The 14,726-nt window shown below is 59.2% G+C and carries 22 protein-coding genes; 10 read left to right on the forward strand and 12 right to left on the reverse strand.

Annotated features, from left to right (window positions below):
- Window positions 1-157: 157 nt before the first annotated feature.
- Window positions 158-970, forward strand: coding sequence for a type I methionyl aminopeptidase (gene map / locus GOW60_RS15305; RefSeq protein WP_171229939.1), 813 nt, complete (start codon window positions 158-160; stop codon window positions 968-970).
- Here the strand turns inward: map and GOW60_RS15310 are convergent.
- The 4 genes from GOW60_RS15310 to GOW60_RS15325 form a co-directional block, all read right to left on the reverse strand.
- The gene (locus GOW60_RS15310) at window positions 958-1,137 is read right to left on the reverse strand and encodes a hypothetical protein (RefSeq protein ID WP_171229940.1); all 180 of its coding nucleotides are present in this window, start codon (window positions 1,135-1,137) and stop codon (window positions 958-960) included. The two genes, map and GOW60_RS15310, sit on opposite strands and share 13 nt — an antisense overlap.
- A gap of 25 nt (window positions 1,138-1,162) precedes the next feature.
- The gene (locus tag GOW60_RS15315) at window positions 1,163-1,798 is read right to left on the reverse strand and encodes an HAD family phosphatase (RefSeq protein ID WP_171229941.1); all 636 of its coding nucleotides are present in this window, start codon (window positions 1,796-1,798) and stop codon (window positions 1,163-1,165) included.
- Window positions 1,799-1,887: 89 nt separating this feature from the next.
- Complete coding sequence (rsmD, locus tag GOW60_RS15320; RefSeq protein WP_171229942.1) at window positions 1,888-2,445, reverse strand: 16S rRNA (guanine(966)-N(2))-methyltransferase RsmD; 558 nt, start codon at window positions 2,443-2,445, stop codon at window positions 1,888-1,890.
- On the reverse strand, window positions 2,442-3,653 hold the full coding sequence (locus GOW60_RS15325) for an NAD(P)/FAD-dependent oxidoreductase (RefSeq protein ID WP_171229943.1): 1,212 nt from the start codon (window positions 3,651-3,653) through the stop codon (window positions 2,442-2,444). Before GOW60_RS15325 ends, rsmD begins: the two co-directional genes overlap by 4 nt.
- Window positions 3,654-3,752: 99 nt before the next feature.
- Between GOW60_RS15325 and GOW60_RS15330 the strand changes: the two genes are divergently transcribed.
- From GOW60_RS15330 to GOW60_RS15345, 4 genes are all read left to right on the forward strand, one after another.
- A complete protein-coding gene (locus tag GOW60_RS15330) occupies window positions 3,753-4,238 on the forward strand; it encodes a peroxiredoxin (RefSeq protein ID WP_171229944.1) in 486 nt (161 codons plus the stop codon).
- Window positions 4,239-4,339: 101 nt separating this feature from the next.
- The gene (locus GOW60_RS15335; protein WP_171229945.1) at window positions 4,340-4,585 is read left to right on the forward strand and encodes a glycine zipper 2TM domain-containing protein; all 246 of its coding nucleotides are present in this window, start codon (window positions 4,340-4,342) and stop codon (window positions 4,583-4,585) included.
- Between the two features lie 11 nt (window positions 4,586-4,596).
- Window positions 4,597-4,944: a hypothetical protein gene (locus GOW60_RS15340; protein WP_170346724.1), complete on the forward strand. Its 348-nt coding sequence runs from the start codon at window positions 4,597-4,599 to the stop codon at window positions 4,942-4,944.
- 21 nt (window positions 4,945-4,965) lie between these two features.
- Window positions 4,966-5,274, forward strand: coding sequence for a hypothetical protein (locus tag GOW60_RS15345; protein WP_171172040.1), 309 nt, complete (start codon window positions 4,966-4,968; stop codon window positions 5,272-5,274).
- On the opposite strand, the gene GOW60_RS15350 is transcribed toward GOW60_RS15345, so the two are convergent.
- The 4 genes from GOW60_RS15350 to GOW60_RS15365 are packed head-to-tail and all read right to left on the reverse strand — an operon-like array spanning window position 5,271 to window position 8,013.
- Entirely contained in the window at window positions 5,271-5,564 is a 294-nt protein-coding gene (locus GOW60_RS15350) for a 4a-hydroxytetrahydrobiopterin dehydratase (RefSeq protein WP_152459417.1), read from the reverse strand. The genes GOW60_RS15345 and GOW60_RS15350 overlap by 4 nt on opposite strands.
- Window positions 5,561-6,748: a GNAT family N-acetyltransferase gene (locus GOW60_RS15355; protein ID WP_171229946.1), complete on the reverse strand. Its 1,188-nt coding sequence runs from the start codon at window positions 6,746-6,748 to the stop codon at window positions 5,561-5,563. Before GOW60_RS15355 ends, GOW60_RS15350 begins: the two co-directional genes overlap by 4 nt.
- Window positions 6,749-6,793: 45 nt before the next feature.
- Window positions 6,794-7,561: a glycerophosphodiester phosphodiesterase family protein gene (locus GOW60_RS15360; RefSeq protein WP_171229947.1), complete on the reverse strand. Its 768-nt coding sequence runs from the start codon at window positions 7,559-7,561 to the stop codon at window positions 6,794-6,796.
- Window positions 7,558-8,013 (reverse strand): RidA family protein, encoded by a 456-nt coding sequence (locus GOW60_RS15365; RefSeq protein WP_152459420.1) that lies wholly within the window; start codon window positions 8,011-8,013, stop codon window positions 7,558-7,560. The genes GOW60_RS15360 and GOW60_RS15365 overlap by 4 nt, the downstream gene beginning before the upstream one ends.
- A 345-nt stretch (window positions 8,014-8,358) precedes the next feature.
- Here GOW60_RS15365 and GOW60_RS15370 point away from each other — a divergent pair, with 345 nt between their 5' ends.
- Both GOW60_RS15370 and GOW60_RS15375 read left to right on the forward strand, forming a co-directional pair.
- Window positions 8,359-9,129, forward strand: a complete 771-nt coding sequence (locus tag GOW60_RS15370; protein ID WP_171230055.1) for a VacJ family lipoprotein — start codon at window positions 8,359-8,361, stop codon at window positions 9,127-9,129.
- Window positions 9,119-9,718 carry a phospholipid-binding protein MlaC gene (locus GOW60_RS15375; RefSeq protein ID WP_171229948.1) on the forward strand — a complete coding sequence of 200 codons (600 nt, stop codon included), beginning with the start codon at window positions 9,119-9,121 and terminating at the stop codon, window positions 9,716-9,718. The genes GOW60_RS15370 and GOW60_RS15375 overlap by 11 nt, the downstream gene beginning before the upstream one ends.
- Before the next feature lie 103 nt (window positions 9,719-9,821).
- Here the strand turns inward: GOW60_RS15375 and fliP are convergent, their stop codons facing one another.
- From fliP to fliF, 4 genes are read right to left on the reverse strand one after another with little or no spacing between them, the layout of a single operon-like run.
- Window positions 9,822-10,550, reverse strand: coding sequence for a flagellar type III secretion system pore protein FliP (gene fliP / locus GOW60_RS15380; RefSeq protein ID WP_171229949.1), 729 nt, complete (start codon window positions 10,548-10,550; stop codon window positions 9,822-9,824).
- On the reverse strand, window positions 10,550-10,837 hold the full coding sequence (locus GOW60_RS15385; RefSeq protein ID WP_171229950.1) for a FliM/FliN family flagellar motor C-terminal domain-containing protein: 288 nt from the start codon (window positions 10,835-10,837) through the stop codon (window positions 10,550-10,552). Before GOW60_RS15385 ends, fliP begins: the two co-directional genes overlap by 1 nt.
- A complete protein-coding gene (locus GOW60_RS15390; RefSeq protein WP_171229951.1) occupies window positions 10,830-11,426 on the reverse strand; it encodes an ABC transporter ATP-binding protein in 597 nt (198 codons plus the stop codon). The genes GOW60_RS15385 and GOW60_RS15390 overlap by 8 nt, the downstream gene beginning before the upstream one ends.
- Complete coding sequence (gene fliF, locus GOW60_RS15395) at window positions 11,426-13,009, reverse strand: flagellar basal-body MS-ring/collar protein FliF (protein ID WP_171229952.1); 1,584 nt, start codon at window positions 13,007-13,009, stop codon at window positions 11,426-11,428. The genes GOW60_RS15390 and fliF overlap by 1 nt, the downstream gene beginning before the upstream one ends.
- 119 nt (window positions 13,010-13,128) lie before the next feature.
- Here fliF and fliL point away from each other — a divergent pair, with 119 nt between their 5' ends.
- Genes fliL through GOW60_RS15410 form a run of 3 tightly spaced genes read left to right on the forward strand, consistent with a single transcriptional unit; the run spans window position 13,129 to window position 14,693 of the window.
- Window positions 13,129-13,626 (forward strand): flagellar basal body-associated protein FliL, encoded by a 498-nt coding sequence (fliL, locus tag GOW60_RS15400; RefSeq protein WP_171229953.1) that lies wholly within the window; start codon window positions 13,129-13,131, stop codon window positions 13,624-13,626.
- A 9-nt stretch (window positions 13,627-13,635) separates the two neighbouring features.
- Window positions 13,636-14,112 (forward strand): hypothetical protein, encoded by a 477-nt coding sequence (locus GOW60_RS15405; RefSeq protein WP_171229954.1) that lies wholly within the window; start codon window positions 13,636-13,638, stop codon window positions 14,110-14,112.
- The gene (locus GOW60_RS15410) at window positions 14,109-14,693 is read left to right on the forward strand and encodes a MotE family protein (protein ID WP_171172053.1); all 585 of its coding nucleotides are present in this window, start codon (window positions 14,109-14,111) and stop codon (window positions 14,691-14,693) included. Before GOW60_RS15405 ends, GOW60_RS15410 begins: the two co-directional genes overlap by 4 nt.
- The last annotated feature ends 33 nt before the right edge of the window (window positions 14,694-14,726 follow it).

The following is a 14,726-nucleotide window of genomic DNA, read 5'->3' on the forward strand; positions in this document are numbered from 1 at the left end:
GTCCGAGATGCTGCAATGCAGCCCCTACTCTTGAATCCCGAGCCAACGGAACCAAGTTTCCCGCATGGTTTACGCAGTCTGAACGCGCGCCCTCTGGTACTTTCTGCACAAGCAGCGTAAAAGGAATGCTGCGCGCAACATTTGGAGCTTAGCGTCGATGAAAGAGCATCGTGGCCGCCTGACCAAGGACGGCATTCGCATCTATGAACAAGGTGACTTTGCCGGGATGCACGCGGCAGGGGCTTTGGCGGCGCGGATTCTGGATGATATTGCAGAATATGTGTTTCCCGGTCAAACCACCGGCGCACTTGACGGGCTGATCACGCAGATGGTCGAAGACGCCGGTGCGACCTCGGCCACCATCGGTTATAAAGGCTATCAGCACGCCAGCTGCATAAGCGTGAACCACGTGGTCTGCCACGGTATTCCCGGTGAGAAAAAGCTGAAGGACGGCGATATCCTGAATGTCGACGTCACCGTCATCGTCGATGGCTGGTTTGGCGACACCTCACGCATGTATGTGGCGGGCAAGCTGCCGCGCAAGGCGGAACGGCTGATCCAGGTGACCCATGACGCGCTGTTCAAGGGCATCGAGATGGTCAAGCCGGGCAATACCTTTGGTGACATCGGCCATGCCATCCAGTCCTATGTCGAAGCACACCGGATGAGCGTCGTGCGTGATTTCTGCGGTCATGGTCTGGGTCGTGTGTTTCACGCGCCACCGAACGTGTTGCACTATGGTCGCCCGGGCACCGGTGCCGTGCTGGAAGAGGGTATGTTCTTTACCATCGAACCCATGGTCAATCTGGGTCGCCCGGAAACCAAGACTCTAGCCGATGACTGGACAGCCGTGACCCGCGACAAATCGCTGTCGGCACAGTTCGAACATTCGGTGGGCGTCACCTCGGATGGGGTCGATATCTTTACCCTGTCACCCGCTGGCAAGTTTCACCCGACTTATTCGTCCTGATCAGCGGCCTGCTCACGTAGAAGTTTCAGCAGCATCGTTTCGTCCGCCCACGGCGTGACCGCGTCGTGGATGAAGACCGGCGCGCGCATGGGTTTGCGCTCTGGGCCGGTTGAGGCTTCGGAGTCACTGGAAAAGGTCCAGGCAAAAGGTGTCAGGGTGCGGTCCATGCGTGCACACTAGCACAACCGCGGGTCAAAGTCCCAACAACCCATGCGCCTGTGACATGTCCGTGATCACCTCGGCCCCCAGATCCGCCAGCTTTTCACCGCCGCCATGAGGCGCATAAGCAAGGCAACGCATGCCGGCGCGGATCGCCGCCGTGACACCGCTGTGACTGTCTTCGATCACCACCGGAGCCGTTGCGCCAAAGTGCTCGGCGGCCAGGCGGAACATCTTTGGGTCCGGCTTTCCGGTGCCCAGCACATGGGCCGAGAACATCACGTCTTTGAAGCGGTCCCAAATCCCGTTCTGACCCAGAGTGATCTTCATCTTGTCCGGGCTGCCATTCGACGCGACGCAACAGGGGATACCCTTTTGATCCAGCCCCGCAAGCAGATCTGCGATACCGGGGACCAATGGCACGCCTGCGCGCAGGCGGTCATAGGTTTCGGCATAGACCTGATCTATCCAGTCTTCGGGCAGAACGGCACCCATCGCGCGGGCCTTGTCCCGCACACCCACCATGGTTCCGCCCACGAACAGGGACATGCATTCACGCAGTGCCAGATGCAGGCCATGATGCGCCAGATTGTCCACCAGCACCTGGTTCGAGATCACCTCGCTGTCCACCAGAACGCCGTCGCAATCGAAAATGACAAGATCGTGCATTTGGGATTCCTGCTGTGCCTCGCGCTCGGCCTATCCAAGCTGTCCGGTCATTGCAAACACAGGCCGCCGGCGAAACCGCGCGGAACGTCTCAGCCTGGCATACCTTTCCACATCAGGGAAATATGCGTGTCGCCATATTTGCGACTGTCTTGCAATGTGAACCCCGCCGGCGCCTGCATCGGGGCGTTTTCTTCCCAAACCAATAAGGCATCATCCGCAATCCAGCCATTGGCCAAGGCGGCGACGGCCTTCTGCCCCATGGATTTCCCGTAAGGCGGGTCCAGAAAAACCAGATCATAAGGCGCGCTGGGATTGTCGCCCAACCGGGTCGCATCGCGGCGGACCAAGTCGGTTCGGTCGGCGCTGCGGGTCAGGTCGATATTCTTGCGTATCAACCCCTGAGCCACCCGCCCGTCATCGACGAAGGTGACATGCGACGCCCCCCGCGACAGCGCCTCGAGCCCCAGCGCCCCGGTTCCCGCGAACAGATCCAGAACCCGCAGACCGTCAAAATCGATCTGGTGGTTGAGCACATTGAACAGGCTTTCACGTACGCGGTCGGTGGTGGGGCGCAGATGCGCGCCCGCATCACCCTTGCCGACCGAGGCGAGGGCGCGGCCCCGGAATTCTCCGGCTATGATCCTCACGCCTTGAGCAGCGGTTTCAGGTCCGCGTTCGGGTCTGCCACAACTTCGGGATCAGCGGTCTTGCCCATTTCGATCAATCGCTTGCCGACCATGTATGCCCGCGGATCATTCATCGCATCCACAGCAATCAGCCTGTCGCCTTTGTAATACCAGAAGGACACGGTCTGACCCTCGCCCTTGCGGGTCACCACGCGGTCATATCCGGTGTTCAGGCCCGCGATCTGAAGCTTGACGTCGTACTGGTCCGACCAGAACCATGGGGTCGCCACATAATCCTTGGCCGCACCCAGCATGTTCTGCGCCACGATTTCGGCCTGGTCGATCGCGTTGGGGACGCTTTCCAGACGGATACGCCCTTCGCCATGCGGGAAAGAGGCGCAATCGCCCGCCGCCCAGATCGACGGATCAGACGTGCGACCATAGGCATCGGTTTTGATGCCGTTGTCCAGCTCAAGCCCCGCCATCTCGGCCAGTTGGGTAGAGGGGGTGATGCCCACACCGACCACGACGAAATCAACGTCCAGCGTCGTGCCGTCCGTCAATACGGCCCCCACAACCCTGCCATTTTCGCCGATCAGACGATCCAGCCCGACGCCTTCGCGGATGTCGGCACCGTATTCGCTGTGCAACGCGCGGAAATACGCGCTGGTTTCGGGCGCCGCGACCCGTTGCAGGATGCGGTCGGCCATCTCGACCAAGGTGACCTTGACGCCGCGTTTCGCGCAGACGGCGGCGGCCTCGAGCCCGATGTAACCGCCGCCCACGATCAACGCGCGGGCGCCTTCGGTCACTTTGGGTTCCATCTCGTCAATATGGGCCAGGTCGCGCACCACGTGCACGCCATCCAGATCGCCTCCGATGGCGGCAGGCAGGCGGCGCGGATCTGACCCGGTGGTCAGCGCCAGTTCGTCATACGGGATGACTTCATCCCCAACAGTGACCGTTTTGGCCTTGGGGTCGATGCCGGTTACGCGCTCGCCAAGCCGCAGAGTGATGTTGTTTTCGGCATAGAAGCTTTCCGGTCGCAGGAAAAGGCGCTCCAGTTCCATCTCTCCTAGAAGATAGGCCTTGGACAAAGGCGGGCGCTGATACGGCAGATGCGGCTCGGCCCCGATCAGAGTAATCTCTCCGTCGAACCCGTCCTTGCGCAGCCGCGCCACCAAGGACGCTCCTGCCTGACCTGCGCCAATCACGACAATATGGCTCATGCTTTGCCCACCCTGCAGTTTTCCCGTGGTCTCTCTGATTTGACCACCTATATTGCGGCTTAGCCCAATTCTGCAAATCCAAACGACAGGAGCTGAAAAATGATTTCAACAGGAGACACCCTGCCCGAGGCCACACTGATCCAGATGGGCGCCGACGGGCCAGAGGAAGTTCGGATTTCAGACAAGACCAAAGGGCGCAAGGTTGTCATTTTCGCTGTGCCCGGCGCCTATACCGGCACATGCACCACCGCACATGTGCCAAGCTTCATTCGCACCAAAAAGCAGTTCGATGACAAGGGGGTAGACGAGATTATGTGCCTATCGGTCAACGACCCGTTCGTCATGCAGGCCTGGGGTGAATCCACCGGCGCCACCGCGGCCGGATTGACCATGGTTTCAGACGCGGCCTCAGAATTCACCAAAGCCATCGGCATGGATTTCGACGCCCCGCCCGTTGGCCTGTTCGCGCGCTCGAAACGGTATGCGATGCTGGTCGAGGACGGCAAGGTCACGGCCCTGAACCTGGAAGATAACCCCGGTGCCTGCGGGATCTCGGCGGGTGAAGGCCTGCTGGAGGTGATCTGAATTTGGCCGGCCCCGGTCTGTCCGGGGCCGCGTGAACCCAATTTAACTTGAAGCACTGCCTCAATGCGCGAATACTCGTCGCACAAAATGGGGAGATTTTTATGAAACTTAAGGTATTTTCATCCATCCTGACCGGCGCAGCCCTTTTGGCAGCCTGCGGTCCGGCCCCAACCCCGCAACAGCAAGCCGCACGACAGCACGAGATTGCCTGCCTCAGCGGCACACTGGGCGGCGCCTTGATCGGCGGCGCAATCGGCAACCAGTTCGGCGGCGGATCGGGCAAGACGATCCTGACCGCAGCCGGCGCTGCCGCCGGTGGCTTTGAAGGCCAAAGATTTGCATGCTGAGGAGATTGGACATGAAACGGGCGATTTTTGTATTCACAGCTGCATTCCTGGCCTCGGCGACCAATGCCGAAACCGTGGCCGAACTGCATGAAAAAGAATTGAATGCCATCGACGCAAACAATGACGGGTTCCTGTCCAAAGACGAATTCGACGCTTTTTCGGATTATGCGTTTCAGGCCATGGACGAAGACAAGAACGGTACACTGGGTCAGGCCGAGGCCAAGCCGTTTCTGGACATAAAGCAGTTCCAGAATGTTGACCGCAACAAGGACAGCTTTATCTCGAGATCTGAATATGATGCACAGATGAATGAAGATTTCGGCGCGGCAGATCAGAATGGCAACGGCCAACTGGACTAAGCCCGCTTGAAGGAGCTTGCTATGAAGAAATGGATCGGAATGGGTGCTTTGGCACTGGCCGCGGCCTGTGACGTTCCGCAAGCTCCCGTGGTGACGGGGCCGGACGGACAGGCCCGCATCCAGATCAATCCGTCTGGCCTGACCTGCTATGAAAACCGGTGTCTGGATATCAACCCAGCGGCGCGCAGCGTGCGCCAGATCGGGAACAAGACCACGGGCATCCCAAGGTCCATCGATGTCAGCGATGGCACCGTCACACCTGCGGAATTCAAGCAGATGGGCACGGCTGCGTCGCTTGCCGGTGGCCAGGGGTCAGGCAACGACCGCTAGCACAGGCTGTCCATCTTTCGGGCCAGCTTGGCGTCCAGTGACGACAGGCCGCCTACATCATGGGTGGACAGGACCACCTCAACCGTGCGGTAGACGTTGGACCATTCTGGATGATGGTTCCATTTCTCGGCCCAGATCGCCACTTGCGTCATCCAGCCAAATGCGTGCACGAAGTTGTCGAATATGAAGGTCTTGGTGATCGCGTCGCGGCCTTCGACCATGGTCCAGCCGTTTTTGAACAGCGGATCCAGCAGCGGGCCACGGGTCTCGGCGGACAAAAGTTCAGTCATTGCTGTTCCTCCGGGTTCGATTTCCTGAACGGGCCGTAATCCGTCAGAATCTCGATCTCTTCTCCCACTGCGCGGCCTTCGGCGTCCAGATATTTTTTGACGGCATCGGCAAAACCCGGATCGCCGACCCAGTGCAAGCTATGCGTGCGCGTCGGCAAATAGCCCCGCGCCAGCTTGTGTTCGCCCTGAGCGCCCGCTTCCACCCGGGCCAGACCGTGGGCAATGGCAAAATCTATCGCCCTATAGTAGCACAGTTCGAAATGCAGGCAGGCATGATGTTCGATGCAGCCCCAATACCGCCCAAAAAGCGTTTCGCGACCTATGAAGTTCAGCGCACCCGCAATGGCGTGACCATCCCGTTCAGCCAAAACCAGGGCCATGTCATTCGCCATCGTCTCTTGTGCGATGTCAAAAAACCGGCGCGTCAGATAGGGTGAGCCCCATTTTCGCGCCCCGGTGTCCTGATAGAACCGCCAAAACGCATCCCAGTGTTCCGGGCGCAGGTCATCGCCCGTCAATGTCTGGATTTCACCGCCAAAGCCATTGGCCTGCGCCCGTTCCTTGCGGATGTTCTTGCGCTTGCGTGAGGACAAGGCCGCAAGGAAGTCATCGAATTCGGCGTAGCCATCATTCAGCCAGTGAAACTGTTGCGAGCTGCGAAGCATCAGCCCCATCTGCTCACCGGCCAACGCCTCGGCTTCTGTGCAGAAGGTCACGTGAACCGAAGAAACCTGATTGTCGGCCGCCAGTTGAACGGCACCCTGCACCAAAGCCGACATTCCGATCCTGTCATAGCCCGGGCGCACCAGAAACCGCCGCCCGGTGGCGGGTGTGAACGGCACCGCAATTTGCAGCTTGGGATAATACCGCCCGCCTGCGCTTTCATAGGCATGGGCCCAGCTGTGGTCAAAGATGTATTCGCCCTGGCTGTGCGATTTGGCATACATCGGGGCCGCTGCGATCAGGATCCCGTCAAGAAAGGCGGTCAGGTATTGCGGCTGCCAACCCGTACCGCGCCCGACCGAGCTGCTTTCCTCAAGCGCCAGCAAAAAACGATGCGTGGTGAAGGGATCAAGGGGCCGCCCACCATCGGCGGCCTCGGGGCAGGCGCAGGCATCCCACTCGGCCGCTGAAATCCGCGACAGAGACCCAATGACCTGAACTTCGATTTGGGCCTGATCCATGTTTCCTCCGCACCAGCCCTTTATCTGTGACCGAAGCAGCAAGGTTCAAGCTGAATGCGCAGCCAGATACCCTTCGAAGGTCACATTGTCGGCAACCATGCGGGCCTCCGCCTCTTGTTCGGGCGTTCGGACGGTCCAGCACAGGATCGGCACGCCCTGCGCCTTCAGTTCGGCCACGCGCGGGCGGGAAAGATCTTCCGCCTCGTGGCTGATGAAACCGGCCCCGACACGTTCAAAATCAGGAATATCGCGCAGGGTGTCGCAGACGTCTTGCGGCAGAAGCTCGACACTGGGCTCATAGGCGCAAGTCGTGATGCCGCGCGGCAGGTGCGGGGCCAGCCGCGCCAGTTCCGCAACCGAGTTTGGATTGAAAGACATCAGGGCCACCGGGCCGTCATAGCCCTGCAACGCGCGCACGGTGTCGTGCTCGAGGGCACCGATATTCATACCCATAACGCCGTCCTGATCCTTCAGTTCGATCAGCAGCGGCACCTGGCCTGCGACCATATCCAGCACCTCATCCAGCGTTGGAATACCGTCATCACCATACAGAAGGGTCAATTCGGACGCCGCCGCCGCCGACACCTGCCGGATCGGCCCGGGCTGGCCGGTCAGACGCCCCATATCATAGTCATGGAACACGACGGCACGATCATCAGATGTCAGCTGAAGGTCGATCTCGATCCCGTATCCGGCATCAATGGCGGCACGAATGGCCGCCCGGCTGTTTTCCGGGCGGTTGTTCGAGACGTCATGCAGCGCCCGATGAGCAATCGGGGCCTGCAAAAACGCAGCTGGCAGGGGCGGTATCATTCGATCTCGAAAATGCCTTCTATCTCGACCGCCACGCCCAAAGGCAGCGACGCGGCACTTACGGCAGAGCGCGAGTGGCGACCGGCGTCGCCCAGCGCTTCGACCAGAAAGTCGGATGCGCCGTTGATCACTTGCGGCTGCGCAGTGAAATCTGCGGTCGAGTTCACGAAACCGGTCAGCTTGATGACACGCACCAGTTTGTCGATATCTCCGCCACAGGCCGCCTTGACCTGCGCCAGCAGATTGATCGCGCAGACCCGCGCCGCTGCGGCTCCGGCCTCGACATCCATGTCATCGCCCAGCTTGCCGGTGATCAACTCGTCTGATTTCGATATCTGGCCGGAGACGTACACGATATTGCCCACACGTACATACGGCACATAATTTGCCGCTGGCGCGGGTGCGTCGCCCAGCGTGACACCGAGGCTTTCCAATTTTGCAGCGATGCTCATTGAGAGGGTCCTTCCCTGATTGACTCTGCCGGACGCTAACCGGGAAGCACATCCGTGGAAAGACGGAATGCGGCAAATTCCGGCTTGCATGCGATCTGAGCATATCTTTACTTATTATGACTTGCAGATGCTCAATTGCTTTACCCGGACCTGACGAACAGGTTAAACGCTAGGTGTTTCATTTGAGACCTGAAACGACTATGTGACAAGAACTTGTGCCTTACCGGCGTGTTAGTATTGGTGAATTGTGATTGTTGGCCCGACAGAACGGATGTCGGGCATTTGGGAGAAGCAAAGATCGTGTCGAGCAGATTTTGCCTGAAACACCTGGTTGTCCTGTCACTCATGGCCATTCTGTCCGCCTGTGCAACGACACCGCCCGAGGGCGCCGCACGCAGCGACGTGTTCGACCCTTACGAAAACGCGAACCGGGGAATTCACAAGTTCAATCTGGGCGTTGACCGGTTTCTGTTTCGACCTGCGTCGAAAGGGTACGTGAAGATCGTTCCTGATCCCATGGTCACCAGTTTCAGCACATTCGCCGAAAACATCTCGCTGCCCGGACAAGCGGTCGACTACCTGCTTCAGGGCAACCCGAAACAGATGGGTAATGCGCTGCTGCGCTTTGTGATCAACATGACCGTGGGCGGCTTTGGCCTGTCCGCGCCCGCAGATGAGCTGAACCTGCCTCCCGTCGATACTGATTTTGGTGAGACCCTGCATGTCTGGGGGGTCGGTGAAGGGGCTTATGTTGAACTGCCTTTCTATGGCCCGTCGACCCAAAGGGATGCCATCGGGGTCGTGATCAACCTGTTCTCGAATCCGATCAATTTTACCCCGGTCCGGCCCGCCGACAATCTGGGCGTTTATGCCGAAGTCGTTCGCCGCATGGGCGATCGTGGGCGGTTCTCGGACACCGTGGACTCGATTCTGTATGAAAGCGCAGACAGTTATGCGCAGGCCCGCCTGATCTATCTGCAAAATCGCCGCTTCGAACTGGCAAGAGATGACGAAGACGCCTATCTGGATTTGTATTCTGACCCCTATGCAGAAACCGGTACAGACCCGGTCAGGGACCCCTATTTAGACCCCTACGAGGACCCCTATGCTGAATAACGAGTTGAACCGCCGTAACTTTGTCGCAGCTGGCCTGGCTTTGGTCGTCTTGCCCAAATCCGCGTTTGCCCAAACCGAGGCATCAGCCAAGGCACTGGTCAACAGTGTGGTCAACGACATCAACAGGGTTATCGATTCGGGCAAGTCAGAAAATGCGATGCTGCGAGATTTCGAAAAGATCTTTGTGCAATATGCCGACGTCCCGATCATGGCGCGTTATGCCCTCGGTGCCGATGCCCGTACGGCCACCCCATCCCAGCTGAAGCAATTCACCAAGGCTTTTCAGGGCTATATCTCCCGCAAATATGGTCGCCGCTTCCGCGAGTTCATCGGCGGTGAGGTCAATGTGCGCAATGCCCGCAAGATCAAAGCCGGATATGAAGTGCGCACAATGGTCAAGCTGCGCGGCTCGGCGCCGTTTGATGTGACGTTCCTTGTTTCGGACAAGTCGGGGCGTGAAAAATTCTACAACATGTTCATCGAAGGCGTGAACCTGCTGCTGACCGAACGCACCGAAATCGGCGCGATGCTGGACGCCCGCAAAGGCAACCTGGACCAGTTGATCAAAGACCTGAAAAAGACGGGTTGATCCGTTTCGCTTGCGGCCGGGCATTGAGTTACGCCTTTGACACCAGTGGGACAGAGGCGCCTGACCGCCTGTTTTTTCAGCGCGCCGCGGCTACATGTCGAGGTCACGGCATGTAACTGCGCACCAAAGCCCCTGCAATCAAAGCCCACCCATCGGCGATCACGAAAAACGCCAGCTTGAATGGCAAGGATACGATGGCCGGAGGCACCATCATCATGCCCATCGACATCAATACAGCAGCCACGACAAGATCGATGATCAGAAACGGCAGGAAAATCAGAAACCCGATCTGAAACGCCCGTGCGATTTCCGACAGCATGAAGGACGGCATCAAGACCGACAACGGCGCTTGTGCGGACAACTCCATAGCCTCACCACCGGGGCGCAAAGCCGCCATGGCATAGAACGTGTCCGCATCCAGTCGGGCCGCCATGAAGGCGCGGAACGGCTGCAACGCGCGCTCCAACGCAGGTTCCACTTCCATCGTCTCTTCCATCATCGGTCGTATCCCTGTCGCCAATGCTTCTGAAAACACCGGGTCCATGATGAAATAGGTCAGGAACAACGCCAGGCTGACCAACAGCATATTGGGCGGAGACTGTTGCAGGCCGATGCCTTGCCGCAGGATCGACAGAACGGTGATCAGGAAGGGAAAGCAGGTGATCATGATCGCCAACCCCGGAGCGATGCTCAGCACTGTGATTAGCAGAATCAGCTGGATCGTCCGGGCGGAAATCGACCCGCCCTCGCCCAGGGACAAGGTCAAATCCTGGGCAGCGGCCAGTGAGGGCGTCAACATGGCCACCAAAGCCAGGCAGATTACATAGCGCATCAACCGATTCCGTTGTGCAAATCCGCAATCTCGGTCAAGCGCACTGCAAGTTGCCCTGCCTGATCGCCGTCCATTTCTTCCAACAGCCCGCGCGCCACCAACTGATCCCCAACATAGAGGTCAACCGGATCTTCGATCCGTTTGTCCAGGGTCAGCACGGCATTCTCTCCCATGTTCAACAGGTCCTTGATCAATGGGCGCGCACGACCAACGGAAACGGTCACTTCAATCGGGACCGAGTCGAATGGGTTGGGTTTTTCAGATTTCGGGATCTGGGTGTCATTCATTGGACAAAGCCTCTCTTGTCTCAAAGACATAAGCGTCAAAGGTCTGTTCGATGGCGGCGAGCAAAGCGGTGCAATCAACCTCACGTCGGCTCGTGCCGACCTGAAGGCGGGCCTGGCCCGGCTCCAGGTCCGAGCGTTCGATCACCTGAGGAGTGGAATGCAGATCTTGCGGCAACAGCGCTGCGACATTCTCGGCACATCCCGGCGGCACCAAAATCTGCATCGGCTGCTCTATCCGCGAACGCGCCATTTCACAGAGTTGCTCCACAATGCGGGCTGCCAGGCCGCGCTCGGCCATCTCAGGCAGTACGGTCTGAACCAGGCTGGTGAGCATGGGCTCCAAAGACAGGGTCATGCGCGCGATAGCTTCGTGATAGGTGAAAGACATATCCTCAAGCGACCTTGCCAATTCAGCCGAAATCCGGCCGCGGCTTTGCTCCTGCGCCCGCGAGGCATCTTCCCAACCGGCCCCATACCCGTCTTCGAAGGCAGCGAGCCGTTGTTCTTCCAGCGTGTCCTCATTCAAGATCAGAACAGGCCCCGTACCGGTCTGGGTGGTGAAATCCTCAAGAAGATGAGCAATCGACATCATACCCGCTCCTCACCTTCTTCAAGCCAACTGCGCAGGATCTCGACAGTTTCTTCCTGCTTGTCACCGATCATGGCGCGCAGCCGGTCGACAGGATCCTCCGTGGCGTTCGAGCCGAGGGCCGGAACACCACGCTCTGCCGGCAGGGTCGAGAGCTCTGCCGGTTCCTCCGGTGCGATTTCACCTGTCAGCGCCAGGGTATCCGAATCCGCCCCTCCTGCCGCCGCCAGCAGCGCCGGTGTCGGTGTTGCATTCGTCAGGATCGGGCGGATCACGAACAGGGCCAGCACGAGCGAAACCAACGCCAGCACAGCCATCTGTAGCAAGGACATGACGTCCAGATGGATGTTCTGCCAGAGCGACGACGAAACCAGAGTGCCCTGTGGTTCGACCGACGGCAAATCCATGGATTTCAGTGTGATAACGTCCCCGCGCGCCGCATCGTACCCGACTGCCGACGCCACGAGCTCTTCCAGAGCGGCCAGTTCTTCCTGGGGCAAAGGCGTGAAGACTTCGGCACCGGAGGCGTCCACTGATCTTTTCCCATTGACCAGAACTGCAACCGTCAGACGCTTGATCGCGCCGGGAGCCTTATGAACTTCCAGCTCTGTCTCGGAGACTTCGTAGTTCACCCGCTCACGAGTCTGGGTAGCCGTCGAATTCGATTCGTCGCCACCCGCCGCATCGCCATCCGGCAGGTTCGACGCCACGGTGACATCCGATGACTGGTTTCGGGCGCTGTCCGAACGTTCTTCGACATCCGTGCTGATCGCCACGCGGCCCTTGGGGTCAAAGCGCCGCTCGCGAATGGATTCCGTCTTGGTTTCGGTATCCACACTGACCTCGACCACGGCGTTGCCGGTGCCGACACGCGCCTCGACCAGACGCAGAACGCGTTCCCGCAACTGGCGCGCCTTGTCGTCCGCGGTGTCCGAAGGCGCTGCGGTATCCTGCCCGCCTATCACGGCCCCGTGCGAATCAATCACCGTAACGTTCTCGGGCGTCAGGCCGCTGACGGCCGAGGCAACAAGGAACCGGATGGCCTTGGCCTGATCCCCGGTAATTTCGGTCCCGGATGGCACCAGGTAGACCGAAGCCGTTGGTGACACGCTGCGCTGAAACGGGTTTGCCGTCCCGTTGGCAATATGGACGCGCACCTGACTAATATGCGGGCTACCGACAATCGTCCGCGCCAGTTCACCCTCTTTCGCGCGCCAATAGGCAGCATCGAACATCTGAGAGGTGGTGCCAAACCCGCTTAGCGAATCAAGCAGTTCGTACCCTTTGTTGCCGTTTGCGGGCAGGCCTTCGCTGGCCAGGGTCATTCGCAGCTCGTCGCGCTGCGCGCCGGATACGTAGATCGATCCGCCCCGGATTTCATATGTGACGCCGCGCTGGTCCAGCGCGCGTACTATTTCCCCGGCGGCACCGCTTTCCAGACCCGCATAAAGCAGCGTCATGGACGGAGCCGTCACGAGGCGCGACATGCCAAGGATTCCCAGAAACACCAGCGCAACCGCACCGGCGACGATGATTTGTTTACGCCTGTCCAAATTAGCCCAGACAGTTCCGATCTGCTGCACGCTCACCTCCGACTCGCCGGCATTCTGCCCGGCGCACCCTCTGTTTGGACGATTGCTCTTAACAATCGGTTAGTCCCTGCGCGGTTATGACGGGGTCGGAACGGATGAATGAGGACGTCATGACGGACGCAACCGACGAACTGGCGGAACCCACCGGGAAAAAAGGGAAAAAGGGAATGCTGATCGGGATGCTTCTTGCCATCGCCGGCGCTGCGGGCGGGTATTTCCTGACGTCATCCGGAGTGATTCCGCTGGGTGGCAAGGCCGCGGTTGAGGCCGGCAAGGACGAGGCGAAAGAGGAACCTGCCAAAGCGCTGGCGGATGTCGGGTTCATTGATCTGCCGCCGGTTGTTGTATCGGTGAATTCCGGCAATTCGCGACATTTGAAGTTCCACGCTCAGCTCGAAGTTAACGCGCCGTACATAGCTGATGTGAAAAAAATGCAGCCACGAATCATGGATGTCCTGAACGGATACCTGCGAGCTGTTGAATTGAAGGACCTGGAGGATTCGCTGGCATTGACGCGCATCCGAGGTCACCTGCTGCGACGCATTGAAATTGTTGTTGGCGAAGGGCGCGTTCGCGATGTGCTGGTGATGGAATTTGTACTGAATTAGGAGGCGGAATTGGAGCTGATTGCGGATATTTTGCTGGTCGCCGGTGCGTTGGGCGCGGGTCTTTATTGTTTTGTGCTGTCGCGCCGCCTCAGGCGGTTCACCGATCTTGAAAAAGGCGTCGGTGGCGCGGTGGCCGTGTTGTCGACCCAGGCGGAAGAGCTGAAGAAATCCCTGGACAGCGCGCGAAATGCCTCTGATCAATCGGGGAATCAGCTGAAGGCGCTGACGCAAAGGGCTGAGACCGTGGCTCAGCACCTAGAGCTGATGATGGCATCTCTGCATGATGTCATCCCCGAAGAAGAAACTGCTGCCCCGGAAACGGCAAAGCCTGTCCAAGACGATCCCCAGCCTGAAGAGGAACAGGGCACCAAGCACGAGAAAGCAGCGGAACCGGCCGAAACTGGTGCGCGTGAAGAGCAACCCAAGGCGCCAGAGGGCCTGATGTTCTTCCGCCATGACCGCAAGCAGAACGGGGCGCAGGCATGAGCCTTGCGCGCAACGCCAAACACGATACACGCCCGCGCGGCGGTGTGCTTGCTGTCATCTCATTGCTGATGATCGGCTCGGCAGCCATTCGCGTTGGCTTGGAGGCAGGACCCGCGCTCGCCAAACCGGCGACACCCGAAGCCGTGGAAAACAAGCCTGCCGCATCCGAAACACGCGATGTTCAGGTTGTGCTGGCAGAGCTTTTGCGCCGGGAGGAACGCGTCAAACAGCGAGAGGCTGAATTGCGCGATCAGGAAAAAGCACTGGAGATCGCAACCCAGGCCGTTGAAACGCGTCTGACGGCCCTGAAGGAAGCAGAAGATGCCCTGCGTGCCACGTTGGCGGTTGCGGACAAGGCGGCAGAGAACGATCTGGCGCGCCTGACGGATGTTTACCAGAACATGAAACCCAAGGACGCAGCCGCGTTGTTTGAAACTATGGACCCGACCTTTGCCGCAGGGTTCCTGTCCCGCATGCCGGCGGACGCAGCGGCTGGCGTACTGGCGGGCCTGAGCCCCGAAGCGGCCTATACGATCAGCGTTGTCATGGCCGGACGTAACGCCTCTGCCCCACAGGAGTAGTCGCCCGTGTTGCCCGGTAACGCACAGAACTCA

It is taken from the genome of Ruegeria sp. HKCCA4008, from assembly GCF_013033125.1.
Taxonomy (GTDB): Bacteria; Pseudomonadota; Alphaproteobacteria; order Rhodobacterales; family Rhodobacteraceae; genus Ruegeria.